General features: G+C 66.8%; 27 protein-coding genes. 14 read left to right on the forward strand and 13 right to left on the reverse strand.

The window, feature by feature from the left end; translation table 11 throughout:
- Window positions 1-573, forward strand: coding sequence for a HalX domain-containing protein (locus HTZ84_RS12550; protein ID WP_174680993.1), 573 nt, complete (start codon window positions 1-3; stop codon window positions 571-573).
- On the opposite strand, the gene HTZ84_RS12555 is transcribed toward HTZ84_RS12550, so the two are convergent.
- Both HTZ84_RS12555 and HTZ84_RS12560 read right to left on the reverse strand, forming a co-directional pair.
- Window positions 570-2,531: a PAS domain S-box protein gene (locus HTZ84_RS12555; protein ID WP_174680994.1), complete on the reverse strand. Its 1,962-nt coding sequence runs from the start codon at window positions 2,529-2,531 to the stop codon at window positions 570-572. The two genes, HTZ84_RS12550 and HTZ84_RS12555, sit on opposite strands and share 4 nt — an antisense overlap.
- Window positions 2,532-2,705: 174 nt before the next feature.
- Window positions 2,706-3,857 carry an acyl-CoA dehydrogenase family protein gene (locus tag HTZ84_RS12560; RefSeq protein ID WP_008896304.1) on the reverse strand — a complete coding sequence of 384 codons (1,152 nt, stop codon included), beginning with the start codon at window positions 3,855-3,857 and terminating at the stop codon, window positions 2,706-2,708.
- Window positions 3,858-4,134: 277 nt separating this feature from the next.
- Between HTZ84_RS12560 and HTZ84_RS12565 the strand changes: the two genes are divergently transcribed.
- Entirely contained in the window at window positions 4,135-5,124 is a 990-nt protein-coding gene (locus HTZ84_RS12565; protein WP_174680995.1) for a DUF4382 domain-containing protein, read from the forward strand.
- 131 nt (window positions 5,125-5,255) lie between these two features.
- Here HTZ84_RS12565 and HTZ84_RS12570 read toward each other — a convergent pair whose 3' ends face one another.
- The 3 genes from HTZ84_RS12570 to nikR all read right to left on the reverse strand — a co-directional run bounded on the left by HTZ84_RS12570 (window position 5,256) and on the right by nikR (window position 6,716).
- Window positions 5,256-5,702, reverse strand: a complete 447-nt coding sequence (locus tag HTZ84_RS12570; protein ID WP_174682582.1) for a hypothetical protein — start codon at window positions 5,700-5,702, stop codon at window positions 5,256-5,258.
- Window positions 5,703-5,853: 151 nt separating this feature from the next.
- A complete protein-coding gene (locus tag HTZ84_RS12575) occupies window positions 5,854-6,231 on the reverse strand; it encodes a cupin domain-containing protein (RefSeq protein WP_174680996.1) in 378 nt (125 codons plus the stop codon).
- 56 nt (window positions 6,232-6,287) lie between these two features.
- Window positions 6,288-6,716 (reverse strand): nickel-responsive transcriptional regulator NikR, encoded by a 429-nt coding sequence (nikR, locus tag HTZ84_RS12580; RefSeq protein ID WP_174680997.1) that lies wholly within the window; start codon window positions 6,714-6,716, stop codon window positions 6,288-6,290.
- Between the two features lie 185 nt (window positions 6,717-6,901).
- On the opposite strand from nikR, the gene HTZ84_RS12585 reads away from it, so the two are divergent.
- Window positions 6,902-7,693: a creatininase family protein gene (locus HTZ84_RS12585; protein WP_174680998.1), complete on the forward strand. Its 792-nt coding sequence runs from the start codon at window positions 6,902-6,904 to the stop codon at window positions 7,691-7,693.
- A 578-nt stretch (window positions 7,694-8,271) separates the two neighbouring features.
- Window positions 8,272-9,087, forward strand: a complete 816-nt coding sequence (locus HTZ84_RS12590; protein WP_174680999.1) for a mechanosensitive ion channel family protein — start codon at window positions 8,272-8,274, stop codon at window positions 9,085-9,087.
- A 39-nt stretch (window positions 9,088-9,126) separates the two neighbouring features.
- Here the strand turns inward: HTZ84_RS12590 and HTZ84_RS12595 are convergent, their stop codons facing one another.
- Complete coding sequence (locus HTZ84_RS12595; RefSeq protein WP_174681000.1) at window positions 9,127-9,537, reverse strand: hypothetical protein; 411 nt, start codon at window positions 9,535-9,537, stop codon at window positions 9,127-9,129.
- A gap of 273 nt (window positions 9,538-9,810) precedes the next feature.
- On the opposite strand from HTZ84_RS12595, the gene HTZ84_RS12600 reads away from it, so the two are divergent.
- Window positions 9,811-10,263, forward strand: a complete 453-nt coding sequence (locus tag HTZ84_RS12600) for a DUF1467 domain-containing protein (protein WP_174681001.1) — start codon at window positions 9,811-9,813, stop codon at window positions 10,261-10,263.
- A gap of 295 nt (window positions 10,264-10,558) precedes the next feature.
- Window positions 10,559-11,014: a hypothetical protein gene (locus HTZ84_RS12605; RefSeq protein ID WP_174681002.1), complete on the forward strand. Its 456-nt coding sequence runs from the start codon at window positions 10,559-10,561 to the stop codon at window positions 11,012-11,014.
- Between the two features lie 135 nt (window positions 11,015-11,149).
- On the opposite strand, the gene HTZ84_RS12610 is transcribed toward HTZ84_RS12605, so the two are convergent.
- Window positions 11,150-11,818: an O-methyltransferase gene (locus tag HTZ84_RS12610; RefSeq protein ID WP_174681003.1), complete on the reverse strand. Its 669-nt coding sequence runs from the start codon at window positions 11,816-11,818 to the stop codon at window positions 11,150-11,152.
- 130 nt (window positions 11,819-11,948) lie between these two features.
- Between HTZ84_RS12610 and HTZ84_RS12615 the strand changes: the two genes are divergently transcribed.
- Window positions 11,949-12,626 (forward strand): LysE family transporter, encoded by a 678-nt coding sequence (locus HTZ84_RS12615; RefSeq protein WP_174681004.1) that lies wholly within the window; start codon window positions 11,949-11,951, stop codon window positions 12,624-12,626.
- Window positions 12,627-12,630: 4 nt separating this feature from the next.
- Here HTZ84_RS12615 and HTZ84_RS12620 read toward each other — a convergent pair whose 3' ends face one another.
- The 3 genes from HTZ84_RS12620 to HTZ84_RS12630 form a co-directional block, all read right to left on the reverse strand.
- Window positions 12,631-13,203, reverse strand: coding sequence for a DUF7332 family protein (locus HTZ84_RS12620; protein WP_174681005.1), 573 nt, complete (start codon window positions 13,201-13,203; stop codon window positions 12,631-12,633).
- Window positions 13,204-13,478: 275 nt separating this feature from the next.
- Window positions 13,479-14,153 (reverse strand): HD domain-containing protein, encoded by a 675-nt coding sequence (locus HTZ84_RS12625; RefSeq protein ID WP_174681006.1) that lies wholly within the window; start codon window positions 14,151-14,153, stop codon window positions 13,479-13,481.
- 531 nt (window positions 14,154-14,684) lie between these two features.
- Window positions 14,685-15,329, reverse strand: a complete 645-nt coding sequence (locus HTZ84_RS12630) for a hypothetical protein (RefSeq protein WP_174681007.1) — start codon at window positions 15,327-15,329, stop codon at window positions 14,685-14,687.
- Between the two features lie 316 nt (window positions 15,330-15,645).
- On the opposite strand from HTZ84_RS12630, the gene HTZ84_RS12635 reads away from it, so the two are divergent.
- The 3 genes from HTZ84_RS12635 (at window position 15,646) to HTZ84_RS12645 (ending at window position 18,191) form a co-directional block, all read left to right on the forward strand.
- A complete protein-coding gene (locus HTZ84_RS12635; RefSeq protein WP_174681008.1) occupies window positions 15,646-16,062 on the forward strand; it encodes a cobalamin B12-binding domain-containing protein in 417 nt (138 codons plus the stop codon).
- Complete coding sequence (gene meaB / locus HTZ84_RS12640) at window positions 16,059-17,138, forward strand: methylmalonyl Co-A mutase-associated GTPase MeaB (RefSeq protein WP_174681009.1); 1,080 nt, start codon at window positions 16,059-16,061, stop codon at window positions 17,136-17,138. The genes HTZ84_RS12635 and meaB overlap by 4 nt, the downstream gene beginning before the upstream one ends.
- A gap of 90 nt (window positions 17,139-17,228) precedes the next feature.
- Window positions 17,229-18,191, forward strand: coding sequence for an alpha/beta fold hydrolase (locus HTZ84_RS12645; protein ID WP_174681010.1), 963 nt, complete (start codon window positions 17,229-17,231; stop codon window positions 18,189-18,191).
- A gap of 364 nt (window positions 18,192-18,555) precedes the next feature.
- Here the strand turns inward: HTZ84_RS12645 and HTZ84_RS12650 are convergent, their stop codons facing one another.
- A complete protein-coding gene (locus HTZ84_RS12650) occupies window positions 18,556-18,951 on the reverse strand; it encodes a Zn-ribbon domain-containing OB-fold protein (RefSeq protein WP_174681011.1) in 396 nt (131 codons plus the stop codon).
- Window positions 18,951-20,117: a thiolase domain-containing protein gene (locus HTZ84_RS12655; RefSeq protein ID WP_174681012.1), complete on the reverse strand. Its 1,167-nt coding sequence runs from the start codon at window positions 20,115-20,117 to the stop codon at window positions 18,951-18,953. Before HTZ84_RS12655 ends, HTZ84_RS12650 begins: the two co-directional genes overlap by 1 nt.
- A 181-nt stretch (window positions 20,118-20,298) precedes the next feature.
- On the opposite strand from HTZ84_RS12655, the gene HTZ84_RS12660 reads away from it, so the two are divergent.
- From HTZ84_RS12660 to HTZ84_RS12675, 4 genes are all read left to right on the forward strand, one after another.
- Window positions 20,299-21,366, forward strand: coding sequence for a M42 family metallopeptidase (locus HTZ84_RS12660; RefSeq protein ID WP_174681013.1), 1,068 nt, complete (start codon window positions 20,299-20,301; stop codon window positions 21,364-21,366).
- A gap of 133 nt (window positions 21,367-21,499) precedes the next feature.
- Window positions 21,500-21,751, forward strand: coding sequence for a hypothetical protein (locus tag HTZ84_RS12665; protein ID WP_174681014.1), 252 nt, complete (start codon window positions 21,500-21,502; stop codon window positions 21,749-21,751).
- Window positions 21,752-21,830: 79 nt separating this feature from the next.
- Window positions 21,831-23,456: an SLC13 family permease gene (locus HTZ84_RS12670; protein WP_174681015.1), complete on the forward strand. Its 1,626-nt coding sequence runs from the start codon at window positions 21,831-21,833 to the stop codon at window positions 23,454-23,456.
- 297 nt (window positions 23,457-23,753) lie between these two features.
- A complete protein-coding gene (locus HTZ84_RS12675) occupies window positions 23,754-24,983 on the forward strand; it encodes an MFS transporter (RefSeq protein WP_174681016.1) in 1,230 nt (409 codons plus the stop codon).
- A 59-nt stretch (window positions 24,984-25,042) separates the two neighbouring features.
- Here the strand turns inward: HTZ84_RS12675 and HTZ84_RS12680 are convergent, their stop codons facing one another.
- Window positions 25,043-25,564, reverse strand: a complete 522-nt coding sequence (locus HTZ84_RS12680) for an SRPBCC family protein (protein WP_174681017.1) — start codon at window positions 25,562-25,564, stop codon at window positions 25,043-25,045.
- Window positions 25,565-25,654: the final 90 nt, after the last annotated feature.

Here is a 25,654-nt window from a genome sequence, read left to right on the forward strand (position 1 = left end):
ATGAGTGACGACCTCGAGATTCTCGTCGTCGACGACGAGGCGCGCCTCGCGGATCTGTTCGCCGCGTGGCTCCAGAGCGAGTGGAGCGTCGACACGGCCTACGACGGCGAAGAGGCCCTCGAGAAGATGTCCGACTCCGTCGAAGTCGTCCTGCTGGACCGTCGAATGCCGGGTCTTTCGGGCGACGAGGTGCTCGAGCGAATCAGGGACGCCGGCTACGAGTCCCGGGTGGTGATGGTGACGGCGGTCGATCCCGACTTCGATATCATCGAGATGGGGTTCGACGATTACCTCGTCAAACCGGTCTCGAAGGACGAACTGATCGAGATCGTCGACGACGTCGCCGACCGAACGGAGTACGAATCGGATATTCAGGAGTACTACGCGCTCGTCTCGAAGAAGGCGCTGCTGGAATCCGAGAAGGCCGATCGAGAGCTCGCGAACAACGAGGAGTACCAGGACCTCTGTGACCACGTCGAGGAACTCGAGGCCCGCGTCGACGAGACCGTCTCCGGAATGTCGTCCCACGACGACTTCGTCGGCGCGTTTCAGGACCTGCAGTCAGAACACTAATCGCTTTCGTCGAACGCGAACTCGAACCGAGCCCCCCCGTCGACGCTTTCGGTCGCGGTAACCGACCATCCGTGTCCGGTAGCGACTTCTCTGACGACCCAGAGTCCGATTCCGAGCCCCCCGGCGGCGGTCGAGACCGACGGATCGAACAGGTCGTCGTTGATCTCGTCGGGTAACCCCGTCCCGTCGTCCGCGACGAAAAAGCCGCGACCGGAGCCGCTCTCGGACTCGAGGGCGCCGACGCGAACGGCGACGTCTTTGCCGCCGTGCTCGATCGAATTCCGGAAGAGGTTCTCGAGTAAGCGCAGCAGTCGCGATCGGTCGGCCTCGATAGCCATCGTCTCCGCGACCGAAAGCGTCGCGTCGGCCGTCGAAACGTACTCCCAGGCGTCGTCGGCGACCGACTCGAGGTCGACGGGTTCGGAGTCGGTCGCCCACTCCCCGTCGCGTGCGATCGCCAGGACGTCCTCGATGATCGCCTCCATCCGATCGAGTCCGTCGCGAACGCTGTCGACGTACTCGAGCGATTCGGTCTCCTCGAGCAACTCGAGATACCCCTGCGCGACGCCGAGCGGATTGCGCAGGTCGTGGCTGACGATCCGCGCGAAGGCGTCCAGCCGCTCGTTCTGTTCGCGGAGCTTTCGCTCGCTGCGCTTCCGTTCGGTGATATCGCGGACGACGCCGACCGAGCCCACGAACTCCTCCTCGCGGACGAGGACGGCGATCTGGGCCTCGCAGGGGATTCGCTCGCCGGCTTTCGTCTCGAGGGAGAGTTCGACCGTGTCCGTACTGTCGCCGCTGGAGAGCAGCGAGCGGATCATCTCCCTGCCGGCGTCGACGTCGGCCTCGTCGAAGACGATCGAGGCGTGCTCGCCGAGCAGCCCCTCGCGGCTGTAGCCGGTCATCGCCGTCAGCGCGTCGTTGACGGTCATGAAGTGGCCCTGTTCGTCGAGGACGTACATCCCGTCGCCGGCCGTCTCGACGAGGCGCTCGTACCGCTGGAGCGCCCGCTCCTGTTGTTCGAGTTGGCCGCGGATCGCGATCGTCTCGAGGACGTGAGAGGCCGTTCCGGCGACCATCTCGATCCCCGCCCGTTCGGCCTCCGAGAGCGTCTCGAGCGCGTAGACGACGAACACCCCGTACCGCTCGTCGCCGGAGGCGAGCGGCGCGACGGCGGCGGCGCGAACGCCCCGGTCGACGGCGTGCTCGCCGAACGGAACCGCACCGCACCGGTCGGCGACGTGCTGGTGGCTCTGGAACTCGTCCGTTCGGATCGCCCGCTCGAGGAGCGGCTGGTCGCCGTCGCCGATCCCGAAGGTTCGTTGCATCGGCCACTCCATGCTGTCGGGGTCGGTCAGCCAGGGGACGATCTCCCCCTCGCCCTGATCGTACTCGCCGACCCAGGCGAACGCGTAGCGGTCGGTCGCGGTAAACTCCTCGCGGAGAATTCGCTCGACGGCGACGGGAGAGGTCACATCGACCAGTCGTCGCCTGACCGCGGAGACGATCGCCGCGATGTCGTCGGGCAACGACGCGAGGCCGCCGTCCGTTTCGGAGTCGGTATCGGCCGCCTCGAGATCGTCGGGCGCGGTTCGCGAGTCGGCGCCGACGCGTTCGGTGATCGTCTCGGCGAGGCGATCGGGCCGGTCGGTCTCGTCGGTCCGAGCGACCACCTCGCTGAGGACGGCGACGGACGCGTCGCTCTCGTCGTCGCCCCAGCGGACGAACGCCGGCGTCGACGGCGCCTCCGCTTCGACGGCGTCGACGAGTTGCGGTACGTTCGGGATCGAACTCGCGTCGATGACGACGGCGTCGATCGCTCCCCGCTCGAGTCGGTCGACGGCCTCGGCCGCGCGCTGGGCGATGACGACGTTGACCGGCGCGTCGGTCAACGCGAGCGTGACGGACGCACGCGTGGATCGATCGTTGCTGACACAGAGGACGCGTGGCCGACTCATATCACTCAGTCACTCTCGGATTCGGTATCGGTCGTCGATACCGCTGCCTACCGGGGCGAAACGGATTGTTCTTTCGGCGTGTCAGTCACGCCACTGGACCATCGATCGGTTGCGGACGCATCGACTGGCCGGAGGTCGACGGTCGGCGAACGCGGGAGTTCCGCCGGCCCGACGTTACGGCGCCTGTCCGTAGATCAGGTTGCGCTGAATCTCGTTCGCTCCCTCGTAGATGACCGGAATGCGGACGTCGCGGTAGACGCGGGCGATCCGCCGCTCGTCCAGGATCGACCGCCCGCCGTGGAACTGCATCCCCTGTTCGGCGACCGAGGTCGCGGTCTCGGTCGCGTTGGTCTTCGACAGCGCCGCCCAGTAGCCCTCGTTCTCGCCGTTTTGTACTTTCTCGCAGGCTCGCCAGGTGAGCGAACGGGCGCTCTCGAACTCGATCAGCATGTCCGAGAGGCCGTGCTGGACCGCCTGAAAGTCGCTGATCGTCCGGCCGAACTGCTCGCGGTCGTGGACGAACTCCCAGGTGGACTCGATGGCCGCCGCCGCGAGGCCGATCCCGTGTCCGGAGACGGCGATCCGGCCGTGGTTGAAGAAGTCCGCGAGCATCCAGAACCCCTCGCCCTCCTCGCCGATCAGATTCTCTTCGGGGATCCGGCAGTCCTCGAGTTCGATGTGGGCCTGTTTCGAGGCGCGCATCGCCATCTTCTCGGGGATGTGTTCGGCCTCGTAGCCGTCGGTGTCGGTCGGGACGATAAAGAGCGAGTAGTTGGCGTAGGGGTTCGACTCGTCGTCGCCGGTGCGCGCGTAGAGGGTGATCCAGTCGGCCTCGACGCCGTTGCCGATCCAGTACTTCTCGCCGTTGATCACGTACTCGTCGCCGTCCTTCTCCGCCGTGGTCTCCATCCCCGCGAGGTCGCTGCCGGTGTCGGGTTCGGAGACGCCCAGCCCCGAGCGCTGCTCGCCCTCGGCGACCGGCCGGATGTACTCCTCGCACTGCTCGTCGGTGCCGTACTCGTAGGTGAGCTCGCAGCCGAAACTCGCCAGCTGCAGCGTCAGCGCGATCCCCGCGTCCGCGCGGTAGAACTCCTCGGTCAGCGCCAGCAGTTGCGGGAGATCGAGCCCCCGGCCGCCCCACTCCTCGGGAATGTCCTGCGCGACGAGGTTCGCCTCCTGACCCGCCTCGAGGATCTCCTCCGGATACTCGCCGGCCTGGTAGTACTCCTGTGCGTTCGGTTCGATGTGCTCGCGCGCGAACTCCCGGGCTTCGGCCTTGATATCGCGGGCGTGCTCCGGGACGATACTGTCGTCGAGTAGGTCCATGTGCCGTCACAGGACAGCGCGATAAATATAGGTGCGGTGATCCGTTGCAAGCCCCAGACCGGGAGGCGGCGGGGCGGTCCGGCCCCCCGGCGTCGCCGGCCGGTACCGCTCACGGTGGCGACGAATCGCCATTCGCCGAAACGGCGTCCTGCGGAGCGCTCGACGGTTCCGTCGGGTACCGTCCCCCCGGAAGTCGCCGTCGGAAACGTTCGTGAACCGTTCTGTCCGTTCAGAACGACTGTCACCCTTTTAGCGACCCGCCTTCGACGGACGGCCTATGACGACCGATCCGACGAACGACGATCGAGACGACGAGGCGTACGACCCCGATATCGACCGCCGGGCGTTCATCGCCGCGGGCGGTGCCGTCGGCGCGACGATGCTGGCCGGCTGTGCCGGCGATGCGACGCCCGACGACTCGAGCGACGCGCCAGACGACGAGGAGGCCGACGGGTCGACGACCGCGGACGCGGCGAACTTTCGACTGCTCATCAGCGACAGACCTGCCGACATCGGCGACTTCGACCGACTCGACGTTTCGTTCGATAACGCCCGCATCTTCGACGGCGAGGGCGAGGAGTCGGACGACGGCGAGACTGACGAGTCCGAGACCGACAGCGAAGACGCCGAAACCGACGACGAGGAACCGTCCGAGGACGGCGACGACGATGTATCGACGGGTGACGAATCCGGCGACGAATCGGACGCGAACGACGGCGAATCGGACGCAGACGGTGACGAATCCGACTCGAGCGACGACGCCGTCGAGCGACGCCGCGGATTCTACTGGCTCGACCTCGAGGGCGCGACGGTCGACCTGACGCAGGTCGTCGGCGAGAAGGCCGTCTCGGTCTTCGAGGGCGGCCTCTCGGCGGGCAGCTACGAGAAGATCGAACTCCACGTCGCGGACGTCGAGGGCGTCGTCGACGGCGAGACGGTGCCCGTGAAGGTGCCGAGCGAGAAACTCCAGATCACCCACGCCTTCGAGGTTCGCGAGGACGAACCGCTCGAGTTCGTGTTCGACATCAACGTGGTCAAGAAAGGAAACGGCGGCTACAACCTGAAACCCGTTATCTCGGAGAGCGGCGTCGCTGGCGAGGACGTCGACGTCGAAGAGATCGACGACGAATCCGACGGCGAGAGCGACGAGGACGCCGACGGCCGTGGCGACGCCGAGGAGAACGACGGCGATACCGGCGGCTCCGGCGGGAACGAAACGAACGACGGCGATGCGGACGACGGCAACGAGAGCGAGACGAACCCGTAGTTCTACCGGCGCAATTGAATCGCGCCGGCGGCGGAGCCGGGTCGCTGTTCACCGCTTCCGCTGCGAGACGGTGTCGTTACTGGCGGTGGCGCCGCTCGGACGGGACGACCGACGGCCGAGTGTCGACGCTGCTATCGAAGCTCCCGAACGAGGTCGTTGACCGTGGCCGATTTTGCCGCGTGGTCCTCGAGTCGCCAGCGGTCCCACACCACGTCGCAGACGACGTGGACGTAGAGGACGACGCCGGTCACGATCGCGAGCGATCGGCTCGCGAGCGCCAGCAGCGGGACGACGGTGCCGATGATGAGGAGGTGGCTCAACAGCCGCGAGAGGACGCCGACGTCGCCGTGCTCGAAGATCTGCCCCTGGTCGGCGACGGCCGCGATCGGATTCGCGAGGCAGAACCTGACGGCGTCCCAGCTCCCGGTCTTGACCCGCGCGATGAGCAAGTGATCGACGTCGATGAGCACGCCGACGGCGGTGCCGTAGGCGACGACCGCGACGGCGGGGAGTTCGACGCCCGAGACGCTGATCGGCGACAGTACGGCGGCGAGAACGCCGGCGACGACGAGCGAGATGGCGGCGTGGTGTTTCGAGTAGATCGGCGGTCACCTGGGCGTCGAAACCACGGCGAGGCACAAAACCGTCCCGCTGTCTCTCGATTCGTCGGCCGATCGCGACCGAGCGCGACACCCCGCGGCGCGGTTCGATCGAAGCGTCGCTGCGATCTCAGCCGGCGAAGCCCGAAAGCGACCACTCCCCGTTGTCGCCGTCTTCCTCGGCGATACTCGGGGCGCTGACGAGCACGAACGCGCTCTCCGCGTCGCCGTTGCGGATCTGGCGGGTCGACGACGGGGGGATCCACAGCGCGTCGCCGGTCTCCATCGCGACCGGTTCGCCGTCGATGACGACCGTCGCCTCCCCCTCGATCAGCACGTAGACCTCTTCGTGGCCGTTCTCCGTGTGGTCGTGGGGTTTGCTGTTCCAACCGGGATCACAGCGAGCGACCGTCACCCCTACCTGCTCGGTCTCGAGCGGATCCGATAAGAAGTGCATCGCGCTCGAGACCTGCTCGACGTCCTCGTAGTTCACCTTCCGGTAGGTCATGTCCGTGTGTTCGACTGCCGTACAGTAAAACTAGTCGTTCGGTCGAACCAGAGGTGTCAGTTGCCCTGTGCGAACGGATCGAAATCGTCGACGGGAATTACCGAGTAGTCGACCGTCAGCGCGTCCTTGGTCGCGCGGATCTTGCCGACGAACGTCGAGATGTCCTCGAGTTCGCCCTCGAGGACGAACAGTTCCATACAGTAGTGGTCGCCGACGTGGCTGTGGAAGTTCGAGGCGACGAGGTCCTCGTGTTCGTGGCGCAGGTGCATCATCTGTTCCTCGACGCTGGTCGTTTCGTAGTCGAAGAGGACGGTGACGATCCCCATCAGATCGCGCTCCTCGAGACGGGTGTCCTCGAACTCGCCGAGGAGGTTCCGCGAGGCCTCCCGGACGACCTCGCTCCGGCCGGTGTAGCCGTGTTCGTCCGCGAACTGATCGAGTCGCTCGAGGAGCTCGTCGGGCATCGAGACGCTGACGACTGCCATATAATAACTCTCGGGGCATAATCTATTAAGAGTTATCATAATAGCCCGTCTGAAATCGGCTCGAATAGCAATTGAACCGGTCGATCGACCCGGCGAATTGCGTCGAGGACAACATCTCGAGGCGGACCGGCGGCGACGGGTTCCGCAGCACCTACTGTTTTCCTGCTTCGCCGAGAGCGTCGACTATGTACCTCGCCAACCGGAGTTGGCCGGAACTCGGCGACTACGTCGCGGACGAGTCGTTAGCGGTCGTCCCGCTGGGCTCGACCGAGCAGCACGGCCCGCACCTCCCCGAAGGAACGGACCACATGATCGCCGAGGCGCTGGCCCGCGAAGCGACCGATCGAACCGGGTACCTCTGTACGCCGCCGATCCCGATCGGCGTCAGCTCCCACCACCGGCAGTTCCCCGGGACGATGTGGGTCGAGGCGCCGATCTTCCGGGACTACGTGGAGAGCCTCTCGCGAAACCTCACCTACCACGGCATCGACCGCATCGTCTACGTCAACGCCCACGGCGGCAACGTCGCCCACCTCCGGGAGGTCGGTCGGCGGCTCCACGACGACGGCACCGCCTACGCCATCGAGTGGATGTGGGACGAGTCCATCCCCGAACTGATCGAGGAGGTCTTCGAGACCCCCGGCCCCCACGGCGGTCCCAAGGAGACGGCGATGATCATGCACATCGCGAACGAACTCGTCCGCGAGGACCGCCTCGAGGACGCCCGCGACGGCGGCGCGGTCTTCGACTACGACGCCGAGCGCGTACACGGCGCGACCACGTTCTACGACTGCATCGAGAACAGCCCCAACGGCGTCTTCGGCGACCAGACCGACGCGACTCCCGAAATCGGCGAAGAGCTGTTCGAGGCCGCGACCGAGCAACTGGTGGCGCTGCTCGAGTGGCTCGACGAGCAGCCGATCGAGGAGCTCATGCCGGAACCGCAGCTGGAACCGGGACCCGGTCACCGCAGATAGATCGGCGTAAACGCCCCGCAGACGGTTCCGTTCTGCCGATGGACGACCGACCCTCGGCCGCGCTCGGTCCTCGGCAGCCGGACCGATTCGCCGTCGTCGCTAATCCGCTATTACGGCCGTCGGGATGACTAGACACCGAAACGGCCGCTCACGGAGCGACCGCGAACGACCGCTCCGAATCGGCGGGCGAATCGGACCGAGTCGTGAATCGAACCGACCTCGAGCCCCGTCTCGAAGCGCGGATAGTACCGGGTATCGTCATGCACGAAACCCGGTAGTTACCGTCCGAGATTCGTCTCCGAATTCGACGTGTCGTCGCGCGATCTGTCGGCGGGTCGGCGACAGGATCGCCAAACCCTCATTATCGCACGCCGGCGAGACGACAACGGCGAGATCATCGGCGGTGTACGCGTCGTCGCGGCTCGAAACCGATACCGCTCCGTTACCGTCCGTTCGACGCGCAATTCGGGACAACGGACACTTCAATTGAGGCGCCATCGCCGGGCCGAACGGGTTGCTTTCACTACATTTCGATAGGGACTCAATTACGAAACCCCGCGGGGACGACGCGTCGGTGTATGGTTCAACCGCAACTCGCCCAGCAAGGACAGGTCCCCGATTGGTTACAGGATCCGATCGCGGAACTCGTCACGTTCCTTCCGCGGCTGATCGGCGCGCTGGTGATCCTCTTCATCGGCTGGATTATCGGTCGCGTCGCCGCGCGCGCCGTTCGAAGCCTCGCCGACGGGATCGAACTCGACAGGATGGTCCTCGAGACGCCGCTGGGGCGCATCCTCGGCGGGACGGAACGGGCCGTCTCCAGCGCCTTCGGCTCGCTCGCGAAGTGGTTCGTCTACGCCCTGGCCATCCTCGCGGCCGCCAACGCCCTCGCGATCCAGTTGCTGTCGGAGTGGATCGCGACGGCCGTCTCGTACCTACCGGCCTTCATCGCCGGACTGCTCGTCATCGTCATCGGCTTCGTCGTCGCCGACTTCGTCGGTGACATCATCGAGCGGACGCGAGCGGCGGCCGAGACGGTCTACGGGAACTGGTTCGCCAACGGCGCCCGCATGTTCCTCTACTTCACCGCGATCGTCATCGGGCTCGACACGATGGGGATCGACGTCAGCATCCTCTACGTCTTCGCGCGAGCGCTCGCGTGGGGTCTCGCCGCGGCGGTCGCCATCGGCGCCGGCGTCGCCTTCGGCTGGGGCGGCAAGGACTACGTCGCCGAGAACATCGGTCGCTGGATGGGACGCACCGCCACCGTCGCGCCCGACGAAGAGGGCTCGAGCGGGGGCCGCTCGACCGGAAGCGATCGGTCCACCGGCGGTCAGTCTCGCCGCTCCGATCGGGACCCCGGCTCCGAGCCCGGACCGACCGACGACGACTGATCGCCGCGCGACGATCACCGTCCGCCGCGCCGGACGCCGTCACTCGACGATCGACTCGATCCGCGGCTCGTCGGCCGTTCGATCGGGTGGAAACAGCGGCTTGACCGGGACGACGACGTGGGACTTGACGAGCCGGTCGTCGGACGGCCGCCACTTCTCGACTCGCGCGAGCGAGCGCACCTCGTAACAGTCCTCGAGGGACTCGAGGGCGGCCTCGAACGCGTCGGCATCGAACCGGTCGGCCGAGACGGGGTCGGAAACGACCGCGAGTCGGCGCGCCCGCGCGTACACGTCGAGACGCCCTTCGAAGACGTGTTCCAGGCGTTCGATACAGTCGTGCACCTCACCGAACGACGGGGCGTCGTCGCTCGTCGGGAGGGAGACGTACGCCTGATACTCGTCCGGCCGCTTCCGGACGTGTCGTTTCCAGAGCCGGGTTACGAACCGCACGAATCACCCTCCGGAGTCGGCCGAAAGGGAACGGTCGGTCTCGGCGAACGACCGAACGGATCCGCGCGGATCGCCGTCCGTCGGTCCGCACCGACGGACGTCCGACTCGCACTCGGTTGCGTCTCGGGCCACATCATTCTCACCTTCGTCTCGTCGACGTCGGTAATACGTTCTTTGTTGTCGACCGCGACCGAACTGTGGTCACGATCCGCGCGGTCGAGCGCAGCCGGTTCGCGAGAGTTTTGTACAACGGCTCGCTACCGCTTTGCAGCTATGAAACGATCGTTCGCGTCACGCCCCGGTTCGTTGCTCGTCGGGTCCGTCGCGCTCGTCGCCGTCGGCGTCGCGAGTAATATCGGGTTGGACTCGCCGTACCGGTTGTTCCCCTCCCTGCTCCTGATGGCGCTCGGCGTCGCCGGCGTCGCGACCCAGGTCCGCGACGACAGCGACGCTCAACTTCGCCTGGCGGCGAAGCGCTGGTGGGTCGTCGCGTTCGTCGCGTTTCTCCCCTACGCGCTGGTCGCGGCCCCCGAAAGCGATTCGGCGGCGGCCGTCGCCGACGGACTCGCCGCCCCGCCGATCCCGCTCGTCCTCGAGTCGATCTCCGGCGCGGTCGTCTGCTGTGCGGTGGCGGTGACGGTGCTGTACGGCTTCGCCAGCTACGGCGTCCATCCCGGCCGACCCTCGCCCGAGGAACGCGTTCTCGCGGACGGCGGAGACGACTAGCGCGAATCGACGCCGAACCGGTCGCGACGGAGACCGGCGCCGCTCGACGGAACGGGGCCGTGTACCGGAGCCGCCGCGAACCCACCTCGAGTCCGAGCCCGGCGAGGAACCGACGGTTTCGGTGACGCTGCCGGCCGCCGCCGACCGAGCTATCAGTCGCGTCGCAGCTCGCGATCCGAGTGCGGACCGATCGCGGTCGATTTCGCCAGCGGCCGGCCGATCGTCGCCGCTCGCGCCGGCCGACGAATCGAGCCAACAGCTATATATCCGACCGCCTATTCATCCCGGCAAAGCGGTGCACGACGTGATTCCGACCTCCATCCGTTCGGATCGGCTGTTGCTGGCCGTATCGTTCGCCTGCTTCGCCGTCGCCGGCATGGCAACCGGTACCGTCGAGGCGCTCGTGCCGACGGTCGGAGCGACCGCGGTCGCCGTCGCGGGCGTCTACTGCGTGGCCCAGTACGCGACCCGCGTCTCCCGACGAACGTTGGCCGGGCTTTCGGCCGCCTTCTGGCTCGGTTTTCTCGCGACCGCCGCGCTCCACGGCGTCGGACTCGAGACCGTCGGCGCGACCGTCCCGGGCGACGACGCGACGATCGCCGGCTCGCTGACCGCGGTCACGTGGGCGACGCTGCTGACCGCCGTCGCCGCGACGACGTTCCTCGGCTTCCGCGAGTACGGCGCCACCACCAGCGCCGATTCGCCCGAGGAGCAGGTCCTCGAGGGCGACTCCGACTACTCGACGCAGTAACGCTCGTTTTCGGTCCCGTCGGTCGGTGTCTTTGCCCGAGTTTCGATGAAAGTGTCGGATATTCGATTGGAAGGGGACGATAAGTAACGCTGCTACCGAACCTCGTACAACAGCAGGCGACTCCCTCGAGACGCCTCACTCGAGCCGGTAGCTGATCGCGATCCCCTCGCCCAGCGGCAGCGCGATCGTCTCGAAGTCGGGGTCATCGGTTACCCGCTCGAGGTAGTCGGCGATCCCCTGCGTGTGCTCGTCGACGTCGCCGGGATCCTCGCCCTCGACGAGCGCGAGCAGTTGGTCGAAGTCCATCGGGGCCGCGGTGATCGCGTTGTCCGCGACGACGACGCCGCCCGGCGACAGCTTCTCGCGGACGGCCTCGAACGCGTCGCGGTAGCGGTGTTTCTGGCAGTCGATCAGGACGACGTCGAACGGGCCGTCGTAGTCGTCGATCGTCTCGAGCGCGTCGCCCAGTTCGTACCGCGCGCGGTCGTCGTAGCCGCCCTCGCGCATGTAGTCGCGGGCCAGCTCGAGTTCGTCTTCGTCGACCTCGGTGAGGACGATCTCGCCGTCGTCGGGAAGCGCCTCGGCCATCCAGTAGGCCGAGTAGCCGTAGCCGGAACCGAACTCGAAGATCCGCTCGGCGTCGGTCAGGCGGGCGAGCAGGCGGAGGGTGGCGCCGACCTCGGGGCCCACGTATGGGAACCCCTCCTCGCGGGCGTAGTCGCCCATCTCGCGCAACGTTTCGTCCGGGTTCGGCCCGACCGCACGAACGAAGCGACCGATGTCGTCCGAAAGCACGTCGACCATGGCTCGCCCTTCGTCGGCCCGGGTATCAAAGCCGTCGACTCGAGCGAATCGTTGTCACGGGTCGAGAACTCATACGGAATCGAAGTCAGCGTGCTTTTCACGGCTGGTAGCCCACTCGAGTGTGAGAACCGTGACCGTCCTCACGACGGCGCTCGCGGGCGTGGTCTTCGGGCTCGCGCTCGCCGCGCCACCGGGACCGATGAACGCGATTATCGCCGAGGAGAGCGTCATCCGCGGCCGGATCGCCGGCTTCCGGGCCGGGCTGGGCGCGATGAGCGCGGACGCGCTGTTCTTCGTCCTGACGCTGGCCGGCGCCGTCGCGGTGATCGACCGCTATCCGGCCGCCCGGCCCGCGCTCTACCTCGCCGGCGGACTGCTGATGCTGTACTTCGCCGTGGGTGCGGTAGAAGAGGCCAGAAGCGCCACCACCTTCACCGGCGGCCGCGAGGACGGGTCGTCGGGCTTTCGCAAGACGTTCGTCCTCTCGCTGACCAACCCCTACCAGATCGGCTTCTGGCTCACCGTCGGCGTCGGCCTGCTCCAACCCGGAACGCTCGACGTCCTCTCGCACGTCCCCGCCGCCGGGTCGGCCCTCGAGGGGGTGTTGGTCGTCGAGACCGGCTCTCCCGCGCTGTTGACCGGCTTCTTCGCGGGGATCGCGCTCTGGATCGTCGTCTATCCGGTAACGCTGGACGCGGTCGGCCGTCGCGTCGACGCTTTCGCGCCCGTCGTCGCGGCGTTGAGCGCCGTCGTCCTCGTCGGGTTCGGGCTGGTCTTCTTGGCGATCGGAACGCTGCGAGTCGTCTGAGAACTCAGCACCGAATCATCTCGAACGGGCTGTCGGCGGCCCGTTCGTCGCCGTATTGCCCGTCTTCGCTCTCGTTCGCGGCACCGTCTTCGCTCTCGTTTTCGGCGCCGTCGTCGTTCCCGGCGACCTCGCCGGCGCCGAGTCCGCTCGAGGCCATCTCGAGCATCGGCAACTGGAAGTCGAACCCGCTGATCAGTTCGACCGACTCCCCGGGACTCGAGAGGAGATCGAGGAAGCCGTCGCCGACGAACTGGATCCCGGCGACGACCTCGACGATCGAGGTCCCCCCGGTCGAGCCGATCATTTCGGCGCCGATCGCCCAGCCGGAATCGGTGAGCGGCCCGGCGTGGAGGCGGACCCAGATGTTCGTCCCGTCCGACGAACCGATAACGAACTCGGAGCCTCCGGCGTCGAAGCAAGCCGACGCCTGCCCGTCGGCGTCGACCTCGGTCTGGCTCGCAGCCGGTGATCCGTCGGCGACGGCCGCCGACTGCTGTACGGCCCCGACGACCGGCCCGACTGTCAGTATAGCTAGGCAACAACACACGACGAGGCCGGTTCGGCGAACGCGTCCCATTACCACCGATTCGAGGCTACACTGTCATGAACGCAACGGCCGTCTCGATCCGATATGATTCGTATCTGAAACGCCTCGTTCGTCCGTCGAGACGCAATCGACACCGATCGGCCGCCGAAGCGTTTCCCCTTTCGCGCCCGGACGGGACTGAGAGCGTCGCTCTCGAGCGGAGGCGATTCTCGTGCAGAAGTCGACGGCTCTCGTCTGGAATCGGCGGGACCGGGCGCTCGAGAAGGGTGTTTCATCGACCGGTCGGACGGGATGGGGCCGGCGCTCTAGTCGCCCATCGCGGCGATTTCGTCCTCGAGCCACTCGCGGAACCACTTGACGCGCTTGAGGCGCCGGTGGGCGATCCCCTCGGCGGTGTCGCTCTGGACGCGCGAGGCGGCATCGTAGCCGCGCTCGAGGACGCGCTCGACCATCTCGTCGCAGTCCATGTGGGTCCGCGCCTCGTAGCCCATCCGCAACAGCATCAGGGCGGTGCCGTTGGCGCCGACCTTGTCGAGCAGGTCGGCCTCGATGAGACACTGGGCCTCGAGCGCGAGATCGGTCAGGTCGCCCTGGTAGGAGTGGTGTTCGATGGCCCGACAGACCTGCTCGATGAACGATTCGGGGTAGTCCGCGCGGGACTCGAGGTACTCACGGGCGACGCGCGCGCCGGCCTCGGCGTGGAGCTCCTGATCGGTCTCGAGTTTGGCGACGTCGTGAAAGAGCGCGGCGACGCGGGTGACGTCGACGTCGGCGCCCTCCTCGCGCGCGATATCCGTCGCGAGTTCGACCACGTTGAGGATGTGGTTGTGTCGGTACTCCGCCGAGTGCCACGGGTACCAGCGCATCCGACCGCCCTCCTCTTCCTTCTCGACGCTGGCCGCGAGATACTCGAAGACGAACCCTTTCATCTCCTCGAACTCGGCGTCGGATACCCTGGTCTCTTTTATTTCGACGCCCACGAGAGATCCCTCCGCAGTAAACGAACGATAGTCATTATTCGAATGTTAGGTCGTTACGTTCTTTAGCCTTTGGTTCGGGGGAGTTTCTCTCACGAGACGGCCGTTTCCGCGGTATCGGTTCGACCGATATCACTCGGTTCGTCTCGTCGGCTCGCGGTTCGCACCCGACCCCGAACAGATGTCAGGGCGCCTCCGAACGCGGTTGCGGTCGTTACGGGCGGCGCTCACGGACTCGGCGACCCGCCGCGATTCGCTGAGAAAACCGCGTGTCGCCCCGCCGGACTGGACGGAGTACGACTCCGCGAAAGGCAGGCTGGCCTCAATGACGAACGACATGGCCTGTGATCACGGCGGCGACGGGATCCGGGTCAACGCGTCGGCGCCGTGTGAGGTCACCGAGTTAGTCGATTACCGAAGCAGTTTACGAGTCGATCGACGCGAGGACTCGCGTCGAGTCGTCGGTCGGTCGCGTCGAACGATGACCACGTATTCAGTAAGCGATCAGCACCATCTGTCCGGATCGCTGGTGATTCAGCCGTCGTCCGTCTCACCCGTGAGATCGTCTCGAAGCGCTTCGAGCGCCCGAATGCCCTCGTCGATGTGTTGTGCCGCCTTCTCGGACGATCCGAGCTCCGCGATATCTTCGTAGGTATGCTCGAGTCCGGACAGGAACAGCTCCGCCCGTTCACCGAAGGAGTACTCCTGGTGTCCCGCCGCGATTTCGAGCACCATCCACCACCCGATCGGTTGGTTCGAATCCTCGTTCGGATAGGTATCGATCGGCGCGGGCCGAGTGTCGAACGTCTCGAACGCGGCGCTCGTCAGCTGGTTCGCAACGTCGTGGCACTGCAGTAGCAACTCGCCGCCCTGCTCGCCGGCGGTCTCGTACCAGTCCTCCGTAACTTCCGTCACGTCCCATTCCGAGACGAGGTCCGCTTCGACGAGCGCGTCCCACGCCTCGGATTCGTGTTCGACGAGGGCGTCACTATCGCCAGCGACCGTGAGCCACACGTTACTACCGTCGACCGCCTCGTGCGTAACGGGCATGAACGCCGCGTACTCACAGCACGGCAACTCCGGGAGCCTATCGATCGCGTCGACGACGTACCGTTCGATGAGCCGTCTATTCTCGGCTTCGCCGACCGTCTTGAAGCGTATTTCACTGATTTCTCGCATGCGTCTCGATCCTCGATGGCGGAGCGAAAAGCCGTGTTCAATAGCACAATTACGACCCCAAAGACCAAGGGGTTACAAGTAACAATATAGAATGTCCGAACGGACAAATTACGGATTCTCTCGATTCCCGATTCCGTCAGCAGCTACTGTACGACGGGTTTCACCGCAGCGAATGAGAGTCGGTTCGCGGAGCCCGGCACGGGCCCAAATCGCCGACTCGATCCTGTTCCCGCTCGGGAACGGATCTCCCCATCCTTCATAGTCTTCCATTAATGTCTTCCGTTAAAGTCAAACGGTCGGACGAAGAACCCCCGCTATGAGCAGCGAACAGGAACAGGAGTCGATCCGGTGTCTCGTCGCCAAAGTCGGTCTCGACGGCCACGATCGGGGGGCCCACGTCATCGCGCGGGCGTTCCGCGACGCCGGCTTCGAGGTTATTTACTCCGGGCTGCACAAGGCGCCCGAGGAGATCGTTCAGGCGGCCGTCCAGGAGGACGTCGACGTGCTCGGAATTTCCATCCTCTCGGGGGCCCACGACACGCTCATCCCGAAGATCATGGACGGACTCGAAGAGTACGGCGCCAAGGAGGACACGCTCGTGCTGGCCGGCGGCGTCATCCCCGAGGAGGACCGCGCCGAACTGAAGGCGGAGGGCGTCGCGGCCATCTTCGGCCCCGGGACGTCGGTCGAGGAGACCATCGAGTTCGTCCGCGAGAACGCCCCCGAGCGATGAACGCGGACGAGGAGTTACTCGAGGACCTGCTCGCGGGGGAACACCGCGCGCTGGCTCGAGTCATCTCGAAGATCGAGAACCGGTCGTCGGGCTACCGGGACCTCGTCTCCGAACTGTACGCCCACACCGGCGACGCCGACGTGATCGGCGTCACGGGCAGCCCCGGCGCGGGGAAGTCGACGCTGGTCGACAAACTCGCGGAGACCTACCGCGACCGCGGCGAGACGGTCGGCGTCATCGCGATCGACCCCTCCTCGCCGTTCACGGGCGGCGCGGTGCTCGGCGACCGCATCCGGATGGCCTCGACCGTCGGCGACATGGACGTCTTCGTCCGCTCGATGAGCGCCCGCGGGACGCTGGGCGGGCTGTCGACCGCCACCGCGGACGCCGTCAAGGCGATGGACGCCTTCGGCAAGGACAAGATCATCATCGAGACCGTCGGCGCCGGCCAGAACGAGATCGACATCGTCCGCACCGCCGACACCGTTGCCGTCCTCGTCCCGCCCGGCTCGGGCGACGAGATCCAGACGCTGAAGGCGGGGATCCTCGAGATCGCGGACGTCTTCGTGGTCAACAAGGCCGACCGCGACGGCGCCGACCGGACCGTCCAGGAGCTGCGCGATATGATCCAGCTCGACGAGGGCGGCGGCATGGCCGGCGGGGGCGGCCACCACAGCCAGGAGGTCATCGACGCCCACGACGACTGGGATCCCGAGGACGACGTCGACGACGCCGACGCCGATGCCGAGACGTGGACCACCCCCATCGTCGAGACCGTCGCCACGCGCGGCGAGGGGGTCGACGACCTCCTCGAGGCGTTCGCCGACCACCGGCAGTACCTCGTTGACTCCGGCGAGCACGCCGAACAGGTCCGCGGCCGCTACGCCGAGGAGATCCGCACACTGCTGCGCGAGGACGTCCACGCCATGCTCGAGGACCGACTCGCGGCCGCCGGGGGCGTCGACGACCTCGCCGAGGCGGTCCGGCAGGGCGAGACCGATCCCTACTCCATCGCCGACGACGTGCTGGCCCCCGTCGAGACCTGTCTCGAGGACCTCGAGATCGACGACGGCTGACGGAATCGACGCGATACCGGCGGCGATCCCGGTGTCGGCGACCGCGTTCCAACCGCAAATCTAAGACGTTCGCGGTCGTACCGATCGGTCATGAAAGCCCGAACAGTCCTCGGCGCAGCGGTCGGCACCGTCGGCGCAGCTGTCCTCGGCAATCGCCTCCTCGAAAACCGAGCGGGCGACCTCGAGAACCCACTCGTCGGGATCGAGCGGACGTATCGCTGGCGCGGCATCGAGACGCGCTACACCGTCGCCGGCGATCCGAACGATCCCGACCTGCTCCTCTGTCACGGGATCTACGCGGGCGCGAGCAGCCACGAGTTCCGGCCGATCGTCGAGCGACTGGCGGAGGACTACCACGTGATCGCCGTCGACCTTCCCGGGTTCGGCCGCTCCGAGCGACCGCCGCTGGTCTACTCGGCGACGCTCTACGCCGAGTTCCTCCGCGACTTCGCCGACGAGGTGACCGACGAACCGATCGTCGTCGCCTCCTCGCTGACCGGCGCCTTCGCCGTCGGGGCCGCCGCGGAGACCGAATCCTCCGACCGGGACGACTTCGAACAGCTCGTGTTGATCTGCCCGACCGACGAGACCGCCGACGAACGGCCGTGGGTTCGGACTCTCGTTCGATCGCCCGTCGTCGGGACGACGCTCTACAACCTGCTGGCGAGCAAACCCTCGATTCGCTACTTCTACGACCGCGACGGCTACTACGATTCCGACCGGATCGACGACGAGACGGTCGACTACGCGTGGCGGAGCGCCCACCAGCCCGGCGCCCGCTACGCGCCCGCCTCGTTCAGCAGCGGCACCCTCGACCCCGACTTCGACCTGCAGACCGAACTGGCCGGCCTCGAGACTCCGACCACGCTCGTCTGGGGTCGCGACGCCGATCTCGTGCCGCTGCGCGAGGGCCGGGACCTCGCCGAGGCCGCCGACACCGACCTCGTCGTCGTCGACTACGCGACGCAACTGCCCCACGCCGAGCACCCCGACAAGTTCGTCGAGTATCTGACCGCTGAACTGCCACACGTCGACCTCGATATCGGGGATTAACGACGGTCACGGCGGGATTGACCGAGCTCCGCGACAGGAGACCCGTCTCTTCTGCCGCCGTTCGGTGCGGACGACTCACCGTTCGAGTCGCGAACTGAGCCACAAAGCATATTTCGTGGAAGTGTGATTCGTCGAGTAGGACGGTGGACAGCGGGTAGGGGTACTCGCAGTTTCTGTCCACCGATTTATCTCACGTCGTGGCGGGGGAGACTCCGTCCGTCCGGAGCGACGCGCTAATCGTTCCGAGTGCGTCGCACAGCTGGACGAGAGAGTGTCCCGTACTGAGAAACGCGGCCGAGAAAATCGTCTGCGAACCGCGTCTGCGAAGGCGTAGCGAACGGCGCCGCAGACCGCGATTCGCCCGCTATACCGGGCTGAACCCGAGCACGCGTTCGCCCGTCGTCTCCGACACCGTGACCTCGATCTCGACCTCGAGTCCGGTCTCGACGTCCTCGAGGTCGATGCCGACGACCTGGCCCGTGATCCGCACGGGACCGAAGCGCGCGACGGCCGTCGCGTAGGGGGCGTCCTCCTCGAAGGCCGGCGTCGGGACGTGCGTGACGGTGAACGTCCGGATCTCGCCGCTGTCGGGTAACTCGAGGTCCTCGAGTTCGGTCGCGCCGCAGTCGGGACAGACCCGACGGGGCGGCAGGGAGCCGTGGTCGTTCGGACACGCGAGGTAGTACGCTCGGTCCTCCTCTGCGGCGTCGAGCCACTCGTCGAAGCCGGCGTCTCGGGTTTCGGAGTCGGTTTCGCTCATTACTCGCTCACCTCCAGGACGTGAACGGTCGCACTCGCGACGGTGCCGCCCGCGTTGTGGGCGACGCCGGTCGTCGCACCGTCGACGAACTCGCTGTTGGGGTGTTTTCCGGAGAGCAGTTTGGTTACTTCGGCGATCTGGGAGGCGCCGGTCGCGCCGACCGGGTGGCCCTTGGCCTTCAGGCCGCCCGAGAGGTTGATCGGCGTCTCGCCGTCGGCGGTCGTCCGGCCGTCGCGGGCCGCCGAGACCCCCTCGCCGATCGGGAACAGATCGAGCGACTCGATCGCGAGCACTTCGGCGATCGTGAAGCAGTCGTGGACCTCCGCGAAGTCGACGTCCGCGGGGTCGACGCCGGCGTCGGCGTACGCTTCGTCGCCCGCCTCGCGGGCCGCGGGCGAGCGCGCGAGGTACTCGCGGTCGTGGAGGGCCATCCGATCGCCGCCCTGTCCGGTGCCGCTGATCGAGACGGGCGCCTCGAGGCCGTGCTCTTCGGCGTACGCCTCGCTCGTGAGGACCACCGCGGCGGCGCCGTCGGAGATCGGACAGGAGTCGTACAGTCCCAGCGGGCTGGAGACCTGGGGGGCCTCGAGGACGTCGCTGACCTCGATCGCGCTCTGGTACTGGGCCTTTTCGTTGTTCAGGGCGTTCTCGTGGTTCTTGACGGCGACGTGGGCGAGGTCCTCGTGTTCGCCGCCGTACTCGTCGAAGTAGGCCTGGGCCATCAGCGCGTAGGCGCCGGGGAAGGTCATTCCCGCGCGGACCTCCCAGAGGTCGTCGGCGGCGATCGCGAGCGCCTCGGTCGCGCCCGCGGTGCCGAGGTTGGTCATCCGCTCGGCGCCGCCGACGAGGATCACGTCGTCCTCGCCGTTGCGGATTCGCATGACCGCGTCCCGGACGGCCGCCCCGCTCGAGGCGCAGGCGGACTCGTAGCGGGTCGCCGGCGCCCGTACGCCCGCGGCCTCGGCCATGAGGGGGCCGTGGTGGCCCTGGTGTTCGGACAGTTCGCCCATGAAGTTCCCGTAGAGGAGGGCGTCCACGTCGTCTCGAGGGACGCCGCTGTCCTCGAACGCCGTGATACTCGCTTCCGCGAAGAGGTCCCGGCTGGTCCGCTCGGGCGCGTTTCCGAACGGGGTCAGGCCGACACCTGCGACACGTACGTCACTCATATACACACGTCTAGCGGACCACCGCGTTAATACTCCGCGGTTAATATGGAAACCCGCCACGACCGTCACGAGTAATTCGCACGCGTGGCCCGCGAACGACCCGCGAATCGGTTTCGCGCACCGAACTCGCCGAGGGCTCGTCATCCGCGGGTTTATAATCGAACCCATCACAAGATCGGTCATGGCATCCGCCCCGTTCGATTTCGAGTTTCTCACGGAACTGACCGAGACGAGTGGCGTCCCCGGCTACGAGGACCGCGTCCGTGACCTCGTCGTCGACGCGTTCGAGGAGCACGTCGACCGGATCCGAACCGACGCGATGGGCAACGTCGTCGGAACGCTCGAGGGCGATTCGGACTACTCCGTCGCCGTCGCGGCCCACATGGACGAAATCGGCTTCATGGTTCGCCACCTCAAGGGCGACGACGAGGGCTTCGGGTTCGTCGAACTCGACGCGCTGGGCGGCTGGGACGCGCGCGTCCTCAAGGCCCAGCGAGTGACGATCCACACCGACGACGGCGACCTGCCGGGGGTCATCGGCTCGCCGCCGCCGCACACCTTGAGCGACGAACAACGGGAGCAGACCCCCGAGGTCGAGGACGTCGTCGTCGACGTCGGCCTCCCCTACGAGGAACTCGAGGAGCGGGTCTCGCCCGGCGACCTCGTGACGATGGATCAGACGACCGAGCGCGTCGGCGAGACGGTCACCGGCAAGGCGCTCGACGACCGGATCTGCCTGTTCGCGATGCTCGAGGCGGCCGGCCGGCTCGAGGATCCCGACGTGACGATCCACTTCTGTGCGACCGTCCAGGAGGAGGTCGGCCTGCGGGGCGCCCGCGCGCTGGGCGTCGACGTCGACCCCGATCTGGCGATCGCGCTCGACGTCACCGTCGCCAACGACATCCCCGGCTTCGAGGCCGGCGACCGCGTCACCGAACTCGGCGACGGCGCGGCGATCAAGCTCAAGGACGGAAGCGTCATCACGAACCCGAAGGTCCACAAGCGGCTCCAGTCGGTCGCCGACGAGGCGGAGATCGACTACCAGCGCGAGATCCTCCCCGCCGGCGGCACCGATACGGCCGGCTTCCAGCTCTCGAACGGCGCCAAACCCGTCGGCGCGATCTCGATCCCGACGCGGTACCTCCACACGCCGACCGAGGCCGCCCACGTCGACGACGTCGCAGCGACGATCGACCTCCTCGAGGCGTTCCTCTCGAGCGAGGACGGCGGTGAGGACTACACCCTCTGAGACCGACCCCGGGAGGTCTCGGGCGATCGTCGTCGATCACGCTATTTCGGTCCGCCCGTATCGGGCGAAAAGACGGTGCCGTCGGCCGAACGATTTCAACAAAGCCTTTTGACATTCACCGCACCGACTACGTATGACATCTTCTGACGTTCCGGATCTGGATCTGGACCGGATCTCGCCCCTCGGCTGGCGGTTGCTTCGAGTGGCGGCCGGCTACGAGCAGCGGGCGGTCGAGCGGGAGGTTCCCGAGCTCATGCAGGCCCACATCTCGATGCTCGAGAGCGGAAACCGGTCCCTCTCTCGGTCCCGCCGGCAAACGCTCCTCGAACTCTACAGCGAGGAACTCACCGAAGAACAGATTCGCGCGATCGTGCGTCACTTTTAGCGATTGGTCGGCGGCGCTTCGCAGGATGTGAGCCCATGACAAGACTTAAGGACGATAATGATAATGATCGACTGTATCAATGATACACGGTCGAATGAGCCAGTCTAACAAGCGAATCATCAAATTCCTCGTCGCAGTTGTCGGAACGATCGCCATCGCGGCCGCGCCGTCTCCGACCGGCCTCTCGATGACGGGCCAGTACGCGCTCGCGACGATGTTCTTCGCGGGCTTCCTCTGGGTGACGGGCACCTTCCCGCTGGCGGTTACCGCGTTGACGATCCCGCTGTTGCTGACCGGCACCGGCGTCTACGACGACATGGACGTCGCGCTATCGGGGTTCGCCGATCACATCATCTTTCTGTTTCTGGCGGGCTTCATGCTCGCGAACGCGATCCAGAAGTACGACATCGACCGGCGGATCGCGCTGTACACCATCGCCAAGATGGGCAGTTCGCCGCGGCGGCTGATCCTCGCGATCATGGTCGTGACCGCCACGTTGTCGATGTGGGTCTCGAACACCGCGACGACGGCGATGATGACGCCGATCGCGGTCGGCGTCCTCACGCAGGTGCTCGACCGCGACGACCTCGCGTCGGCCGACGACCCGGTCCCCGACGACCGACCGAGCGAGACGGCCGCCGACGGCGGAACCGTCGAACCGGCGGCGACGAACGAGTTCACGAACATCCAGATCTCGATGTTGCTGGGGACCGCCTACGCGGCGAGCGTCGGCGGGGTCGGCACCATCATCGGCACGCCGCCGAACGCGATTCTCGTCGGCCAACTGAACGCCGTCCTGGACTACGAAGTCGGCTTCGCCGACTGGTTCCTCGTCGGCTTCCCGATCGTCGTCGTGACGCTGCCGCTGGTCTGGTTCCTCCTCACCTACGTCCTCTACCCGCCGGAGGTTCCGGACGTCACCGAGGCCCGAGCGACCGCCAGAGAGCAACTCGCTGCGGAGGGCGAACTCAGTACGCGCGGCAAGCGAGTCGCCGCGATCTTCGCCGCGACGGCCGGCCTCTGGATGATCGGCGGTCTCGGCGAGTTCTTCGAGCCGCACCTCTCGAGCGTCTGGATGACGTCGCTGTTCGGCGGCGAGGGAGCGACGGTCTTCGGCGTCGACGGCCACCAGGGACTGCTGTACTACGTGTTGGTCGGCGTCGCCGCGGTGCCCGCGCTCGTGCTGGCCGACACGATGGAGTGGGACGAACTGGTCGATATCGACTGGGGAACGCTGCTGCTGTTCGGCGGCGGCATCTCGCTGGCGAACGCCCTCGCGGACACCGGCGCGACGGAGTGGATCGCCGAGACGGTCTTCAGCGGACTCGTCGGGTCGCCCATCGTCCTCATCATCGCCGTGGTCGTCCTGCTGGTCATCTTCCTGACCGAGATGACCTCCAACGCCGCGACGACGAGCATCATCGTCCCCATCCTGATCAGTCTCGGGAGCGTCTTCTCGGCGACGCTCGGCCTCACCGACTTCTCGACGTCGCTGTTCCTCGCCGTGGCCGGCACGATCGCCGCGAGCTTCGCGTTCGCGCTCCCGGTCGCGACGCCGCCGAACGCCATCGTGTTCGGGAGCGGCTACGTCGAGCAGCGCCACATGCTGCGAACGGGACTCGTCCTGAACGCCATCATGACGGCGGTTCTGACCGGGCTCATCTGGTTCCTGTTCACCTTCGTCTGGCCGCACACGCTGTGGTGAGTCCGACCGCGCGGCGCCGCGAGAGGGGCGCCCGTCGCTGAACGCTCTCGCGACCGAATTCGGTGGAACCGAGTGCGAAATCGCTTGCGCAGCCGACCGGACCTCGAGACCGGCGAGCCACGCGAACTCCCCGTCACGATCGATGATCGACACGCAGCACCCGACGTCCGTCGCGTCGGCGCGACGGCACCGTAGTATCGACGATCCCGGATCGAACGCGGCGCTCTCCGCTCGAGCGCCGCGTACCCGCCCCGACCGAGACGACGACGCCGAACGGACGGAGGCAGGGACGAACCGATGAACGGGCCGACCGAGTCCGCGCCGGGCGCCGCCCTCGATCTACAGCCGCGGAGCTGGAAGGGGTACACCGCCCTCATCCTCGTCTGGCAGGTCGCCGCGAGCGGCTGTTTCTACGCCGTCTACGCGGTCACGCCGTTCGTTCGAGCGCAGTTCGGCGTTTCGACGACCCGGATCGGGTTCCTGTTGACCGCGCTGATGCTCGGCTACACGGTCTGCGTCGCGCCCGTCGGCCGCCTCATCGACCGGTACGGCGAGGCTCGAGTGCTGGTCGTCGGCCTGACCGGCCTCGGCGCGACGACCGTCCTCGTAACCGCCGCTTCGACGTACCCCCGTCTGCTGGGCGCCGTCGCCGTCCTCGGGGCCTTCTACGCGACGGCGATCCCCGGGACGAACAAGGCCGTCTTCAACGCGATCCCCGCCGAGCGGCTCAACGTCTCGATGGGAATCAAACAGATGGGCGTGACCGCCGGGAGCGGCCTCAGCTCGCTACTGGTGCCGCTCAGCGCCAGTCGCGTCGGCTGGGAAGTCGCGTTTCTCGGGGCCGGCGCGGTCGCGGCCGTCGTTACCGTCGCCTTCCGCGTCTGCTACGACGCCGGAACCGGCGACGCCGACGAGTCCGGGACGTCCCTCCGGACGCACGTCGGGGATCCGGAGTACGTGCTGCTCGTCGCCGCGGGGTTCTTCCTCGGCGCCGGGCTGTTCACCACGGTCGGCTACACGCTCCTCTACGTGACCGACGTCGTCGGCGCGAGTTCGGTCTTCGCCGGGGCGACCCTCGCCGCCGCCCAGGCCAGCGGGAGCGTCGGCCGCATCGGGTTCGGCTGGATCGCCGACAACTGGTTCGGATCGCTGACGCGCTCGACGCTGGTGCTCCTGGCGATTCAGGCCGGCGTCTCGGCGATCCTCTTCGCGGCGATCCCGTTCGTCGAACCGCCGCTCGTCGTCCTGGGACTGTTCGCGCTGCTCGGCGCGTTCATCCTCGGTTTCACCGGCGTCTACTACTCGTGTATCGGCTCGATCGTGCCGAACGACGGGATCGGAAGCGCCACGGCGGGCGGACAACTCGCGCTCAATTCGGGCGCGCTCGTCGCGCCGCCGGCGTTCGGCTACCTCGTCGACGCTCGCGGCTACGACGACGCGTGGACGCTGCTCGCGTGCGCCACGCTCGTCGCGTTCATCCTGTTTCTGGTGCTCATCGGTCGTCGGGGCGTCGGCCGACGTCGGTGAGAGTCCGTGTCGAAACCGAATTATCTGGCCGAAAACCGCCGCGCCGCTCGTCCCGCTGATCAGGGCATCTCGTGAACCGTCAACTCGACGTCGCGGGGCTCGCCTTCGATGGCCGCGACGAGCCGTTCGACGACCTCTCGCGCCTCGCCGAGGAGTTTCGGCTCGACCTTCTTGACGACCCAGTCCAGCGAGACGAACCGGGGGAGCGAGAGCGCGTTCTCGTCGGCCGAGTGCGGGTCGTAGACCGCTTCGAAGTAGATCCGACTCGCCGTCTCCTCGCCGTCGGGGGCCGATTCGGGCTCCGGTTCGACGCGCCACTCCCCGCGGGCGTCGAGGTCGTTGACCAGCCGCCACTCGAGCGACGACGGCGCGTCGATGGCGACGACCTCCGAGCTGGCGGTGTAGCTGAGCTTCCACCACGCCAGTTTCAGGTCGTAGATCGAACCGACGTCGCCGTCGCCGTGAACGCGAACCTCCTTGAGGTGTTCCGTGTACCGCGGGTAGTCGGTGAACGACCGCACGTACGGAAAGACCGCCTCGGGCGGGCGATAGGCGAGCGTACTGAGGAGAATTCTGTCCACGGCGGCGCTACGACGGGTCCGAAAGTAAGGATTACCCTTGGCGTCGAGTCGGCGACTGCGGGTCGCGGTCGACGTCGGTGACGACGACGA

Source organism: Haloterrigena gelatinilytica (assembly GCF_013342145.1).
GTDB lineage: Archaea > Halobacteriota > Halobacteria > Halobacteriales > Natrialbaceae > Haloterrigena > Haloterrigena gelatinilytica.